We start from the raw sequence: 14,022 nt of genomic DNA on the forward strand, positions 1-14,022 counted from the left end.
GCGGCTGAGTAACGGGACTTATAATGAGAGATAACAAATCGTCCGCCGTTGCCAGACAAAAATCAAAGGCGTAACGGAACTTTATTGTTTTCAGGTACTCCAACGACTGCTTGCTCATAATGCAGTGATTGGGTAGTGCTTTGAAGACTCATGGGAATTAGGTTTGGGGAGACATTACCTCGGATGAGCGAGCAGTTAACGGATCAGGTCCTCGTCGAACGGGTCCAGAAAGGAGATCAGAAAGCGTTTAACCTGCTGGTGGTGCGCTATCAGCATAAGGTCGCGAGCCTGGTCTCCCGCTACGTGCCGCAGGGCGATATTCCTGACGTTGTTCAGGAGTCGTTCGTAAAAGCATGGCGTGCGCTGGACTCTTTCCGGGGGGATAGCGCTTTTTATACCTGGTTATATCGTATCGCCGTAAACACGGCGAAGAATTATCTGGTTGCTCAGGGTCGTCGCCCACCGTCCAGCGATGTCGATGCCAATGAGGCTGAAAACTTCGAAAGCGGCGGGGCGCTGAAAGAAATTTCGAACCCTGAGAACTTAATGTTGTCAGAAGAGCTGAGACAAATAGTTTTTCGTACCATTGAATCGCTCCCGGAAGATTTACGCATGGCAATTACGTTACGGGAGCTTGATGGCCTAAGCTATGAAGAGATAGCCGCTATCATGGATTGTCCGGTAGGAACGGTGCGTTCACGTATATTCCGGGCACGAGAAGCTATTGATAATAAAGTTCAACCGCTAATCAGGCGTTGACGATAGCGGAATACTGAAAAGGGTATCAGGCATGCAGAAAGAAAAACTTTCGGCCTTAATGGATGGTGAAACGCTGGATAATGAACTGCTTAATGAGCTGAGCGGTTCTTCTGAAATGCAAAAGACCTGGGAGAGCTACCATCTCATCCGCGATTCGCTACGAGGCGACACCGCCGAGATGCTCCACTTTGATATCTCAGCGCGCGTGATGGCCGCCATCGAAAACGAACCCGTTCGCCAGACGGCGCCGCTTATTCCCGAATCTCAGCCGGCACCGCATCAGTGGCGTCAGATGCCTTTCTGGCAGAAAGTGCGTCCGTGGGCCAGTTCGCTTACGCAAATGGGCGTCGCCGCGTGCGTATCTCTTGCTGTTATCGTCGGCGTCCAGCAGTATAATGGGCAAACCGAGTCATCTCAGCAGCCTGAAGCGCCGGTGTTTAACACCATGCCGATGATGGGCAAAGCGAGCCCGGTCAGCCTGGGCGTACCGGCAGATGCGTCCGCAGGATCCGGTCAGCAGGTGCAGGTCCAGGAGCAGCGTCGTCGTATCAATGCTATGCTGCAGGACTATGAATTACAGCGTCGCCTGCATGCCGAACAGCTTCAGTTTGGTCAAGCTCAGACTCAGCAGGCCGCTGTTCAGGTACCGGGTTATCAAACTTTAGGAACGCAATCGCAGTAATGAAGCAACTTTGGTGTGCCATGTCGCTCTTGGCAGGCAGCCTGTTCTTCTCTGTCAACGCCTCGGCTGATACTTCTTCCGGGGCGTTGTTGCAGCAAATGAACCTGGCTAGCCAGTCCCTCAATTATGAGCTGTCCTTCGTCAGTATCAACAAACAGGGCGTTGAGTCGCTGCGTTATCGTCACGCGCGGCTGAACAATCAACCTCTCGCTCAGCTGCTGCAGCTCGATGGCCCGCGCCGTGAGGTTGTGCTGCGCGGTAATGAAATCAGCTATTTTGAGCCCGGGCTCGACCCGTTCACCCTGAACGGCGACTACATCGTTGATTCCCTGCCTTCTCTGGCCTATACCGACTTCAAGCGTCTGGCATCCTACTACGACTTCATCTCCGTGGGGCGCACGCGTATTGCCGATCGCCTGTGCGAAGTGATCCGCGTGGTGGCGAGAGACGGAACTCGCTATAGCTATATCGTCTGGCTCGACGCGGAAACCCGGCTGCCGATGCGGGTTGATTTGCTCGACCGCGATGGTGAAACCCTCGAGCAGTTCCGGGTTGTGTCCTTTAGCGTTGGCGATAAGGTGAGCAGCAGCATGGAGACGCTGGCCAAGGCCAATTTGCCTCCGCAGCTGTCGGTGCCGGAAGGGGGCGATAAAGCCAACTTCAACTGGGCGCCAGCCTGGCTACCGCAGGGTATCTCCGAGATATCCAGCAGCCAGCGCCGTCTGCCAACCTTCGACGGCCCGGTTGAATCTCGCCTCTATTCGGACGGGCTGTTTAGCTTCTCGATTAACGTGAACCGCGCAACGGCAAACAGCAGCGATCAGCTGCTGCGCACCGGGCGTCGTACCGTGAGTACCACGGTACGCGACGGCGCGGAGATTACCGTGGTGGGTGAACTGCCGCCGCAAACGGCTAAGCGCATTGCCGACAGCATCAAATTCAAGGCCGTACAATGATTAAAGAGTGGGCGACCGTCGTTTCCTGGCACAACGGGATGGCGCAGGTACACTGCGACGTCAAAGCATCCTGCAGCAGCTGCGCCTCGCGCGCCGGCTGCGGTAGCCGGGTGCTCAATAAGCTGGGGCCGCAAACCAGCCACACCATCAGCGTGCCCAGCGCGCAGCCGCTGAGCCCTGGACAAAAAGTTGAGCTCGGCATCGCGGAAAGCAGCCTGTTAGGCTCCGCGCTGCTGGTGTATATGGCGCCGCTGGTTGGGCTGTTTGTGATGGCATCCCTCTTCCAGGTGCTGTTCGCTAATGATTTTGCTTCCCTCTGCGGCGCGCTACTCGGCGGCGTCGGTGGATTCCTGGTTGCGCGCGGGCTCTCTCCCGGCCTGGCCGCCCGGCAGTCGTGGCAGCCGATCATCATTAGCGTCGGTTTAGCGCCCGATTTAGTGCGTATCGAGAACCCCTCTTCAGAAGCAGGCCAGTGATTCCACTGGCCTTTATTTTTTATTTACCATTCCCGTAAGAGCCCGCCATTTACTCCGGCTATGCTAGCTGTAAGAGCATTTCCTGGTTTCAAGGATGTAGTGTAGAATGCGGCGTTTTCGGATTAAAAAACGTCAGGCACAGAACAGTGGCCTCATGATACGCGTAAGGCATAATTAACTCTAAATATGAAGAATATACGTAACTTTTCAATCATCGCCCACATCGACCACGGTAAGTCTACGTTGTCTGACCGTATCATCCAGATTTGCGGTGGCCTTTCCGATCGTGAAATGGAAGCTCAGGTACTGGATTCCATGGATCTTGAGCGTGAGCGCGGCATTACCATTAAAGCACAGAGCGTCACCCTGGATTATAAGGCCACCAACGGTGAGACCTACCAGCTGAACTTTATCGACACCCCGGGACACGTCGACTTCTCCTACGAAGTTTCGCGCTCTCTGGCCGCCTGCGAAGGCGCGCTGCTGGTTGTCGATGCCGGTCAAGGAGTTGAGGCCCAAACGCTGGCGAACTGCTATACCGCGATGGAAATGGATCTGGAAGTTGTGCCGGTCCTTAACAAAATCGACCTGCCTGCGGCCGATCCGGAGCGCGTGGCGGAAGAAATTGAAGATATCGTCGGCATTGACGCCGCCGATGCGGTGCGCTGCTCGGCGAAGACCGGCGTAGGCGTTCCGGACGTGCTGGAGCGACTGGTGCGCGACATTCCGCCGCCGGAAGGTGACCCGGACGCCCCGCTGCAGGCGCTGATCATCGACTCCTGGTTCGATAACTATCTCGGCGTTGTTTCGCTGGTGCGTATTAAAAACGGCACCATGCGCAAGGGCGACAAAATTAAGGTCATCAGTACCGGGCAGGTTTATAACGCCGATCGTCTCGGTATCTTTACGCCGAAACAGGTCGATCGTACCGAGCTGAAGTGCGGCGAAGTAGGCTGGCTGGTATGCGCGATTAAAGACATCCTCGGCGCGCCGGTGGGCGATACCCTGACCACTGCCCGTAACCCGGCGGACAAAGCGCTGCCAGGTTTCAAAAAGGTCAAACCGCAGGTATACGCCGGCCTGTTCCCGGTGAGCTCTGACGATTACGAAAGCTTCCGCGATGCGCTGGGCAAGCTGAGCCTCAACGACGCCTCGCTGTTCTATGAACCAGAAAGCTCGACGGCGCTGGGCTTTGGCTTCCGTTGCGGCTTCCTTGGCCTGCTGCACATGGAGATCATCCAGGAGCGTCTGGAGCGCGAATACGATCTGGACCTGATTACCACCGCGCCAACGGTAGTTTATGAAGTCGAGACCACGGCGAAAGAGGTTATCTACGTCGACAGTCCGTCCAAGCTGCCGCCGCTGAATAACATTTACGAGCTGCGCGAACCTATTGCCGAGTGTCATATGCTGCTGCCGCAGGAGTACCTCGGCAACGTCATTACCCTGTGCATTGAGAAGCGCGGCGTGCAGACCAACATGGTTTACCACGGTAAACAGGTTGCGCTGACCTATGAAATCCCGATGGCGGAAGTGGTGCTCGACTTCTTCGATCGCCTGAAGTCAACGTCCCGCGGCTACGCGTCGCTGGACTACAACTTCAAGCGCTTCCAGGCATCCAACATGGTGCGCGTCGATGTGCTGATCAACGGCGAGCGCGTCGATGCGCTGGCGCTAATCACCCACAACGATAACGCTCCGTACCGCGGCCGCGAGCTGGTGGAAAAGATGAAAGAGCTGATCCCGCGTCAGCAGTTCGATATCGCCATTCAGGCGGCAATCGGCAACCACATCATCGCCCGTTCCACCGTCAAGCAGCTGCGTAAAAACGTGCTGGCGAAGTGCTACGGCGGCGACGTCAGCCGTAAGAAAAAGCTGCTGCAGAAGCAGAAAGACGGTAAGAAACGTATGAAGCAAGTGGGCAACGTTGAGCTGCCGCAGGAAGCGTTCCTCGCCATTCTGCACGTCGGTAAAGACGGAAAATAACCATTAAGGAGCTGTCATGGCGAACATGTTTGCCCTGATCCTGGTGATCGCAACCCTGGTAACGGGGCTTTTATGGTGTCTGGATAAGTTTATCTTTGCACCGAAGCGCCGCGCAGCCCAGGCCGCCGCTCAGGCGGCGACCGGCGAAGGGCTTGATAAAACAACGCTGAAGAAAGTCGGCCCGAAACCGGGCTGGCTGGAAACCGGGGCCTCGGTGTTCCCGGTGCTGGCCATCGTGCTGGTGGTGCGCTCATTTATTTACGAGCCGTTCCAGATCCCGTCGGGCTCGATGATGCCGACGCTGTTGATCGGCGATTTTATTCTGGTCGAGAAATTTGCCTACGGGATTAAAGATCCGATTTACCAGAAAACGCTGATCGAAACCGGGCATCCGAAGCGCGGCGATATCGTGGTATTTAAATACCCGGAAGATCCGCGCCTCGACTACATCAAGCGCGCTGTGGGGCTGCCGGGCGATAAAGTCACCTACGATCCGCTGACCAAGCAGGTTACCATCCTGCCGGGATGCAGCTCCGGCCAGGCGTGCGGCAACGCGCTGCCGGTCACCTACTCCAACGTTGAGCCGAGCGATTTCGTTCAGACTTTCTCGCGCAGCAACGGCGGGGAAGCGACCAGCGGGTTCTGGCAGCTGCCGAAGGGCGAGAGCAAGGCGGACGGTATTCGCCTGACCGAGCGCAAAGAGACGCTGGGTGAGGTGACCCACCGTATTCTGACCGTGCCGATTGCCCAGGATCAGGTAGGGATGTACTACCATCAGTCCGGCCTGCCGCTGGCGACCTGGATTGTGCCGCCGGGCCACTATTTCATGATGGGCGACAACCGCGATAATAGCGCGGATAGCCGCTACTGGGGCTTCGTGCCGGAAGCCAACCTGGTGGGTAAAGCTACCGCCATCTGGATGAGCTTCGAAAAACAGGAAGGCGAGTGGCCGACCGGCGTGCGTTTATCGCGCATCGGCAGCATCCACTAATTTCCCTGGCCGATTCACGCTGCCGCTGCAATATCGGCAGCGTGAATTATTTAATATTTAAATCCATCCAAACTAACGACATCCCCTGTCGTTGCGTATAGAATATCCCCCCGAAGTTTTGGTTGTCTCTCGTAAGAGTGACACTGCACACGAAACCGCGTTGATTGTTTATTCTCTCAATAATTTGGGTTGCAGGAAGGCGACAAGCAAGCGCGCATGCAACGTGAAGTTGGCGAGAGTGCTCAGGTCGGTTTCGTGTGCTGCATTTTTGACGCATTCATCTATTGGTAACGCATGAACCCCATCGTAATTAATCGGCTTCAACGGAAGCTGGGCTACACTTTTAATCATCAGGAGCTGTTGCAACAGGCATTAACTCACCGCAGTGCCAGCAGCAAACACAATGAGCGCCTGGAATTCTTAGGCGACTCTATTTTGAGTTTTGTGATCGCGAATGCGCTCTACCATCGCTTCCCTCGGGTTGACGAAGGCGATATGAGCCGCATGCGCGCGACGCTGGTACGGGGCAACACGCTGGCGGAAATCGCCCGCGAGTTCGAGCTGGGTGAGTGTCTGCGTCTGGGGCCGGGTGAATTGAAAAGCGGTGGCTTCCGTCGTGAGTCGATTCTGGCTGATACCGTCGAAGCGTTAATTGGCGGAGTTTTCCTCGACAGCGATATTCAGAATATCGAACGTCTGATCCTCTCCTGGTACCAAACTCGTCTGGACGAAATTAGCCCGGGCGATAAGCAAAAAGATCCGAAGACCCGCCTGCAGGAGTATCTGCAGGGTCGCCACCTGCCGCTGCCGTCCTATTTGGTGGTTCAGGTGCGCGGGGAAGCACACGATCAGGAATTTACTATCCACTGCCAGGTTAGCGGCCTGAGTGAACCGGTGGTCGGCACGGGTTCCAGCCGTCGCAAGGCGGAGCAGGCTGCCGCCGAACAGGCGCTGAAAAAGCTGGAGCTGGAATGAGCGAAGAAAAAAATTACTGCGGGTTTGTTGCCATCGTTGGCCGCCCGAACGTGGGTAAATCCACGCTGTTGAACAAGCTGCTTGGGCAGAAGATTTCGATTACTTCGCGTAAGGCGCAGACCACCCGTCACCGCATCGTTGGTATCCATACCGAAGGGCCGTATCAGGCAATCTACGTTGATACTCCCGGGCTGCATATGGAAGAGAAGCGGGCGATTAACCGCCTGATGAACAAAGCGGCAAGCAGTTCGATTGGCGACGTTGAGCTGGTGATCTTCGTGGTCGAAGGCACCCGCTGGACCGCCGATGACGAAATGGTGCTGGGCAAGCTGCGCGACGCCAGGGCGCCGGTTATTCTTGCGGTGAACAAAGTCGATAACGTGCAGGAGAAGGCCGATCTGCTGCCGCACCTGCAGTTCCTGGCAAGCCAGATGAACTTCCTCGATATCGTGCCTATTTCCGCAGAAACCGGGACCAACGTCGATACTATCGCCGGGATCGTGCGTAAACATCTGCCGGAAGCGATTCATCACTTCCCGGAAGATTACATCACCGATCGCTCCCAGCGCTTTATGGCTTCTGAAATCATCCGTGAGAAGCTGATGCGCTTCCTCGGCGCCGAGCTGCCGTACTCCGTCACGGTTGAGATCGAGCGTTTCCAGGCCAACGAGCGTGGCGGTTATGATATTAACGGCCTGATCCTCGTTGAGCGTGAAGGGCAGAAGAAGATGGTGATTGGCAACAAAGGTGCCAAAATCAAAACCATCGGCATTGAAGCGCGTAAGGACATGCAGGATATGTTCGAAGCGCCGGTTCACCTCGAACTGTGGGTGAAGGTCAAATCCGGCTGGGCCGACGACGAGCGCGCGCTGCGCAGCCTCGGCTACGTTGACGATCTCTGAGTTAAATACTCTATGGCTTTCGAGGCGCAGGCAGGCGGCACGATCGCGAGTCTCCGGGAGCGTACCGCAGCCAGCGTCCGGAGTGAATGGACGCGGCCGGCGCGCCTGTCGCCTGCAAGACGACGCGTATGATGGAAGGCTGGCAGCGCGCTTTCGTCCTGCATAGCCGCCCGTGGAGCGAAACCAGCCTGATGCTGGACGTTTTCACGGAAGAGTCGGGCCGCGTGCGCCTTGTTGCCAAGGGCGCGCGTTCCAAACGCTCCAGCCTCAAAGGCGCCCTCCAGCCTTTTACCCCCTTACTGCTCCGCTTTGGCGGCCGTGGCGAAGTCAAAACGCTGCGCAGCGCCGAGGCCGTCTCGCTGGCGCTCCCGCTCAGCGGGGTTACGCTCTATAGCGGCCTCTACGTCAATGAGCTGCTCTCCCGCGTGCTCGAACACGAAACCCGTTTCTCTGGACTCTTTTTCGACTACCTGCACTGTCTGCAGGCGCTGGCCGGCGCGAGCGGTTCACCGGAACCCGCTTTACGCCGTTTCGAGCTAGCCCTGCTCGGGCATCTCGGCTACGGCGTCGATTTCCTGCACTGTGCCGGCAGCGGCGAAGCGGTCTCCGATACCATGACCTATCGCTACCGCGAAGAAAAAGGCTTTATCGCCAGCCTGGTTATTGATAACAGCAGCTTTACCGGGCACCATTTGAAGGCGCTGGCTAGCCGTGAATTTCCGGATAGCGATGCCTTACGTGCCGCCAAACGCTTTACCCGTATCGCCCTGAAGCCGTATCTTGGCGGCAAGCCGCTGAAGAGCCGGGAGCTGTTTCGCCAGTTTATCCCCGCCAGCGTGGCGCGAGCGGATAAAACAAATAATGAACAATGAGGATTGTCATGGCTGAATTACTGTTAGGGGTCAACATTGACCATATCGCAACGCTACGTAACGCTCGCGGCACCGCATACCCGGACCCGGTACAGGCCGCGTTTATCGCCGAGCAGGCCGGTGCCGACGGTATTACCGTGCATCTGCGCGAAGATCGCCGCCATATCACCGACCGCGACGTGCGCATCCTGCGTCAGACGCTGGATACCCGCATGAACCTCGAAATGGCGGTCACCGAAGAGATGCTGACCATCGCCTGCGAAACCAAACCGCATTTCTGCTGCCTGGTGCCGGAAAAGCGCCAGGAAGTGACCACCGAAGGCGGCCTGGACGTTGCCGGCCAGCGCGAAAAAATGCGCGACGCCTGCCGGCGCCTTGCCGACGCCGGCATTCTGGTTTCGCTGTTCATTGATGCCGATTTTGCGCAAATTAAGGCGGCGGCGGAAGTCGGCGCGCCCTATATCGAAATTCATACCGGCTGCTACGCGGACGCCGAAAGCGACGCTCAGCAGGCGAAAGAGCTCGAGCGCATTGCCAAAGCGGCCACCTACGCCGCCAGCCTGGGCCTGAAGGTCAATGCCGGACACGGTCTGACCTACCACAACGTCAAGGCCATCGCCCGACTGCCGGAAATGCATGAGCTGAATATCGGCCACGCGATTATCGGTCGCGCGGTGATGAGCGGCCTGAAGGAAGCGGTTGCTGAAATGAAGCGCCTGATGCAGGAAGCCCGTCCTTAATGGCTATTCTCGGGCTGGGCACGGATATCGTTGAAATTGCCCGCATTGAAGCGGTGATCGCCCGCAGCGGCGATCGCCTTGCCCGACGCGTTTTAAGCGATAGCGAGTGGGCAATCTGGGAGCAGCACCAGCAGCCGGTGCGCTTTCTGGCCAAGCGCTTTGCGGTGAAAGAGGCGGCGGCAAAAGCGCTGGGGACCGGGATTCGTAACGGTTTGGCTTTTAACCAGTTTGAAGTCTACAACGACGAGCTGGGTAAACCGAAGCTACGCTTATGGGGTGAGGCGAAGAATCTGGCGCAGCGCCTGGGGGTCAGCGCGATTCACGTCACGCTGGCCGATGAGCGCCACTACGCCTGCGCAACGGTCATTATCGAGAGCTAGATTTTATCCGCGTGGTGCATTAGCACAAACTTATCCCACAGCTGCTCTTCGTTCTCCGGGCGCGCCGGATCTTTGAGGATCGTATTGGGGATCGGGCACACTTTTTGACAGGTGGGCGTTTCATAATGGCCCACGCACTCCGTGCAGCGATCGCTGTTAATTTCATAAATGCTCTCACCCATCGAAATGGCCTCGTTCGGACACTCCGGTTCGCACATATCGCAGTTGATGCATTTTTTGGTAATTAACAGCGCCATCAGGTAATTCTCAGAAACAACACAAACAGGGCGGGCATTATACGCCCATTTTCTGCTCACACCAGTTTTTTCACCAGCGCCTCGCTGTGGCGAATGCGGTCCGGCGCATGCTCAAGATCCTGCTGCACCAGCGCCATAAACAGCAGATCCGTCAGCATCATCTGCGCGCTGGTCGAGGAGATCGCCGCGCTGCGCGTCGCCTGCTCTTCGGCAATGGTGTAGAGACACAGGGAGGCCTGCTGCTGCAGCGCGTTGGGGGTGAAGCCGGTGATCGCCAGGATCCGGCAGCCGACGCGCAGGGCTTCTGCCGCCGCCATGTTGATTTCACGCCGCTCGCCGGAGTAGGAGATGGCGAGCAGCAGATCGTCAGGCGACATTGCCTGGATGGTGGCCAGCAGGGCGTGCATATCCTGCTCGGCGACGGCGTTAACGCCAATCTTCATCAGCTTCCAGCTGAAGTTGCGCGCCACCAGGCCCGAGGCGCCGATGCCGGTAATAATGACCCGACGGGCGGTGCGCAGCAGCGCAACGGCCTCCAGCAGCTTCTCTTCGCTGTTAACGTCCAGCGAGGCGTGCATCGCCGCCACGTTATCCTTAATCAGCTTTTCACCCACCAGGCGCAGCGGATCGTCGCCGAGGATCTGGTTATGCACCGGGACCGACTGCGGATCGGGGGCGCTGGCCAGCGCTTCGCTTAGCGCCAGCTTCAGGGCCGGAAAACCTTTAAAGCCCATCTTCTGGGCGAATTTCACCACGCTGGACTGGCTGACGCCCGCTTCGCCCGCCAGCTGCTGCGAGCTCAGGTGACGGGTCTGGTCCGGCTCGGCGAGGATAAAATCAGCCAGCTTCTTATCGCTTGCCGCCAGCGAGGGATAGCGCTGACGAATGCGGATTAAACAGTTCATAGGTTTTCCTGAGGACAGCCTTCGCCTCTTGCTGAAAGAATTTTGTATTCGATTATAAGAGGATTATGGCGAATTAAAAATTCTACGGCGAGATTTCTTGATGCACGACCTTAACCCAAATTCAACGCCCGCAGATGTTTTTAATATTCAGGAGGCAAGGCTGGTAAGCTATCGCTAAGCCGTAATGATGAAAAGAAGAGGTTAGATTTGAATAGCGCTACGCGTCGGGTGGTCTTTTTTGATCTTGATGGAACCCTGCATCAGCAGGATATGTTTGGCAGCTTTATACGCTACGTCCTGCGTCATCAGCCTCTGAATCTGCTGCCGGTGATTGCGTTGCTGCCGCTTATCCTCGGCGGGCTGCTGATCAACGGCAGGGCGGCGCGCTGGCCGATGAGCCTGCTGCTGTGGGCGTCCACCTGCGGGCGCAGCGAGGCGACGCTCAGGCGCCTGGAGGCTAACTTTGTCCGCTGGTTTCGCCAGCACGTGACGGCGTTCCCGGTGGTGCATGCCCGGCTGACGGGCTACCTGACCAGCACCGATGCCGACGTCTGGCTGATCACCGGCTCGCCGCAGTCGCTGGTGGAGCAGGTCTATTTTGATACGCCCTGGCTACCCAAAGTGAACCTCATCGCCAGCAGAATGGCGCGGCGCTACGGCGGCTGGGTCCTGACCCTGCGCTGCCTGGGGCATGAAAAAGTGGTGCAGCTGGAGCAAAAAATCGGCGCGCCGCTGCGCTTGTATAGCGGCTATAGCGACAGCGAGCAGGATAATCCGCTGCTCTGCTTTTGCCAGCATCGCTGGCGGGTGACGCCGCAGGGCGACCTGCATCAGCTAGAGTGATAGTGTCTAATGCACGGCCGGCATGTATAATGCGCCCCGCTTTTGCACAGGAGTCCCCGCTTTGTCTGACCATGAACGCAATGATGAATACTGGATGCGCCACGCTTTGACGCTGGCTAAACGCGCCTGGGAAGAGGGCGAAGTGCCGGTGGGCGCCGTGCTGGTACACAATAATCAGGTCATCGGCGAGGGCTGGAATCGCCCCATCGGCCGTCACGATCCGACCGCGCACGCCGAGATTATGGCCATCCGTCAGGGCGGGCTGGTGCTGCAAAACTACCGCCTGATTGACGCTACGCTGTACGTGACGCTTGAGCCCTGCGTGATGTGCGCCGGGGCGATGGTCCATAGCCGCATCTCGCGGCTGGTATTTGGCGCCCGGGATGCCAAAACCGGCGCCGCCGGATCGCTAATCGATGTGCTGCACCATCCGGGGATGAACCATCGGGTTGAGATCGCCGAAGGCGTTCTCGCTGACTCGTGCTCGGCCATGCTGAGCGATTTTTTCCGCTGGCGGCGGGAAGAGAAAAAGGCGCTGAAAAAGGCGCGCCAGGAGGGCGAGGGCTAGTAGTGGCTCAGCCCGGGCATTTTGAATTTGGCGTTATCGACCAGCGCTTCGGCGCGGAACTGAAAGAACGGTAGCGTCCGCTCCTCCTTTTTATCTACCTCATCCGGCATCACCGCCGGATAGTCGCCGGCCATCGCCAGCGCCTGCTCGTCATTGCTCTCCTTCTCGGAGAGATAGCCCACCAGGCTAATATGGTACTTGCGAATGTTCTCGACGTAAGCGTACGCTTCATGGCCCCGCGCGTAGCCGTATTTCAGCCGGCTGTAGTAGGATTTTTGGCTGAGCAGCGGCAGGCGCTGCTTGACGTCCGCCCAGCTGTTGGGGTTACCTTTCTGTTTTTTCGTCAGGTCGATGGCGTCGAGAATATGCGCGTAGCCCATATTGTAGGCCGCCAGCGCAAACCAGATCCGCTCATCTTTGGGCACCGAATCCGGAACCTTATTCATCATATCCTGCAGATAACGCATGCCGCCGTTGATGCTCTGTTCGGCATCGGTGCGGTCGGTTAATCCCAGGCTCTGAGCGGTGTTTCTGGTGAGCATCATCATCCCGCGGACCCGGTCGGGGAGGTTGCCTGCGGGTCCCAGTGCGACTCCTGCCAGGAAATCGCCGCCAGCAGGCGCCAGTCGATCTGGCGGGCGTATTTTTCAAACATCGGCTGCAGATCCGGCAGGATATTTTCTACCGCCCGAAGGAAAGTGCGCGTATCGACATAGTCGAAATCGTTGCCGTGCCCGAGATACTTCTCTTCCAGCCGCGCCAGCGTGCCGTCTTCATTAATGTTGTTGAAGAAATCGAGCATCGCCGCCGACAGCGAATTGTCGTCGCCCTTGACGCTAAACCAGGTTACCGGCTGCTCATCGGTGATATCCAGCGCCACCGCCAGCTCAGGGTGAACGCGCTGAAACAGGCTGACCGCCACGGAGTCGGCGATGGTGTAGTTCAGATCGCCATCGATGACCGCCTGCATCAGCGCCGTGGTGCCGCGTTTCTCATCGACGCGCCAGCTGAGATCGGGGTATTTACTCTCCTTTAGCGCCTGCAGGTCGTTAATGGCGACGTGGCCCGGCGCGATAGCCAGCTGGTCCGCATTGAGGTTGGCAAGGGTACGCGGGCGGACGTTGCCGACCCGATAGACCAGCTGCTGCGATACCGAATAGTAGCTCGGTCCCGGCTGATAGTTCTTCACCCGCTCGGAGTTATAGACCAGCCCGGCGCCGAGCATATCGGCCTTACCGTCATCCAGATCGTCGAAGAGCTGGCTGATATTCTGCCGCACGGTGACCTTCAGCTTGACGCCGAGGTAGTCGGCAAACTGCTGCGCCAGCTCGTAATCAAGGCCGTAGCTTTTGTCATTGATAGCCGCAAAGGTCATCGGCGAATTGATGGTGCTGAGCCGCAGCTCTCCGCGCGATATGATTCCCGCAACCCGATTCTCCGGTTTTCCCGACCACGGGATCGACGGCCACAGGGCGGCCGCCAGCAGTAAGGTAACAATGCCGATGAGCAGATAATTAATCTTTAGTTTTTTCAGATGGTTAATCTTCTGCAGCTCTGTGTTCCTCAGCAGACTATGACCGGAAAAAGTAAAAGGTTGTCGGTGAATGTGCGGCATTTTGCTTAAGAATGCGCCAGTTGGCAACTTATTCGCGATGGAGGTCACATTTATTGATAAACGCGGCGAATGATTATATTTCCACGCAAACGGTTTCGTCAGGGGACAGGATTCA

General features: G+C 57.3%; 15 protein-coding genes and 1 pseudogene. 13 read left to right on the forward strand and 3 right to left on the reverse strand.

Features of this window, described 5'->3' with window-relative positions:
- The first annotated feature begins 183 nt into the window (after window positions 1–183).
- The 11 genes from rpoE (at window position 184) to acpS (ending at window position 9,719) form a co-directional block, all read left to right on the forward strand.
- A complete protein-coding gene (gene rpoE / locus AC1M2H_RS06865) occupies window positions 184–759 on the forward strand; it encodes an RNA polymerase sigma factor RpoE (protein WP_041146760.1) in 576 nt (191 codons plus the stop codon).
- A 31-nt stretch (window positions 760–790) separates the two neighbouring features.
- Window positions 791–1,441, forward strand: coding sequence for an anti-sigma-E factor RseA (rseA, locus tag AC1M2H_RS06870; protein ID WP_480150793.1), 651 nt, complete (start codon window positions 791–793; stop codon window positions 1,439–1,441).
- Window positions 1,441–2,397, forward strand: a complete 957-nt coding sequence (rseB, locus tag AC1M2H_RS06875) for a sigma-E factor regulatory protein RseB (RefSeq protein WP_480150794.1) — start codon at window positions 1,441–1,443, stop codon at window positions 2,395–2,397. Before rseA ends, rseB begins: the two co-directional genes overlap by 1 nt.
- Window positions 2,394–2,873 carry a SoxR-reducing system protein RseC gene (gene rseC / locus AC1M2H_RS06880; protein ID WP_480150795.1) on the forward strand — a complete coding sequence of 160 codons (480 nt, stop codon included), beginning with the start codon at window positions 2,394–2,396 and terminating at the stop codon, window positions 2,871–2,873. Before rseB ends, rseC begins: the two co-directional genes overlap by 4 nt.
- Window positions 2,874–3,059: 186 nt before the next feature.
- Window positions 3,060–4,859, forward strand: a complete 1,800-nt coding sequence (gene lepA / locus AC1M2H_RS06885) for a translation elongation factor 4 (RefSeq protein ID WP_480150796.1) — start codon at window positions 3,060–3,062, stop codon at window positions 4,857–4,859.
- A 16-nt stretch (window positions 4,860–4,875) separates the two neighbouring features.
- Window positions 4,876–5,850 (forward strand): signal peptidase I, encoded by a 975-nt coding sequence (lepB, locus tag AC1M2H_RS06890; RefSeq protein WP_464415202.1) that lies wholly within the window; start codon window positions 4,876–4,878, stop codon window positions 5,848–5,850.
- Window positions 5,851–6,144: 294 nt separating this feature from the next.
- The gene (gene rnc / locus AC1M2H_RS06895; RefSeq protein ID WP_041146753.1) at window positions 6,145–6,825 is read left to right on the forward strand and encodes a ribonuclease III; all 681 of its coding nucleotides are present in this window, start codon (window positions 6,145–6,147) and stop codon (window positions 6,823–6,825) included.
- Window positions 6,822–7,727, forward strand: a complete 906-nt coding sequence (gene era / locus AC1M2H_RS06900; RefSeq protein WP_480150797.1) for a GTPase Era — start codon at window positions 6,822–6,824, stop codon at window positions 7,725–7,727. The genes rnc and era overlap by 4 nt, the downstream gene beginning before the upstream one ends.
- Window positions 7,728–7,858: 131 nt before the next feature.
- Window positions 7,859–8,599 (forward strand): DNA repair protein RecO, encoded by a 741-nt coding sequence (recO, locus tag AC1M2H_RS06905; protein ID WP_480151863.1) that lies wholly within the window; start codon window positions 7,859–7,861, stop codon window positions 8,597–8,599.
- Window positions 8,600–8,607: 8 nt separating this feature from the next.
- Window positions 8,608–9,339: a pyridoxine 5'-phosphate synthase gene (pdxJ, locus tag AC1M2H_RS06910; RefSeq protein ID WP_480150798.1), complete on the forward strand. Its 732-nt coding sequence runs from the start codon at window positions 8,608–8,610 to the stop codon at window positions 9,337–9,339.
- Complete coding sequence (gene acpS / locus AC1M2H_RS06915; RefSeq protein ID WP_426811972.1) at window positions 9,339–9,719, forward strand: holo-ACP synthase; 381 nt, start codon at window positions 9,339–9,341, stop codon at window positions 9,717–9,719. Before pdxJ ends, acpS begins: the two co-directional genes overlap by 1 nt.
- On the opposite strand, the gene AC1M2H_RS06920 is transcribed toward acpS, so the two are convergent.
- Window positions 9,716–9,976: a YfhL family 4Fe-4S dicluster ferredoxin gene (locus AC1M2H_RS06920; protein WP_480150799.1), complete on the reverse strand. Its 261-nt coding sequence runs from the start codon at window positions 9,974–9,976 to the stop codon at window positions 9,716–9,718. The two genes, acpS and AC1M2H_RS06920, sit on opposite strands and share 4 nt — an antisense overlap.
- Window positions 9,977–10,032: 56 nt before the next feature.
- The gene (locus AC1M2H_RS06925) at window positions 10,033–10,881 is read right to left on the reverse strand and encodes a MurR/RpiR family transcriptional regulator (protein ID WP_480150800.1); all 849 of its coding nucleotides are present in this window, start codon (window positions 10,879–10,881) and stop codon (window positions 10,033–10,035) included.
- 270 nt (window positions 10,882–11,151) lie between these two features.
- On the opposite strand from AC1M2H_RS06925, the gene yfhb reads away from it, so the two are divergent.
- A complete protein-coding gene (gene yfhb, locus AC1M2H_RS06930) occupies window positions 11,152–11,724 on the forward strand; it encodes a phosphatidylglycerophosphatase C (RefSeq protein ID WP_480152319.1) in 573 nt (190 codons plus the stop codon).
- Between the two features lie 61 nt (window positions 11,725–11,785).
- On the forward strand, window positions 11,786–12,292 hold the full coding sequence (gene tadA / locus AC1M2H_RS06935; RefSeq protein WP_480150802.1) for a tRNA adenosine(34) deaminase TadA: 507 nt from the start codon (window positions 11,786–11,788) through the stop codon (window positions 12,290–12,292).
- Here the strand turns inward: tadA and mltF are convergent.
- Window positions 12,289–13,907, reverse strand: a pseudogene (gene mltF / locus AC1M2H_RS06940) (membrane-bound lytic murein transglycosylase MltF). The gene tadA and the pseudogene mltF overlap by 4 nt on opposite strands.
- Window positions 13,908–14,022: the final 115 nt, after the last annotated feature.

The organism is Klebsiella sp. F11 (assembly GCF_056712265.1).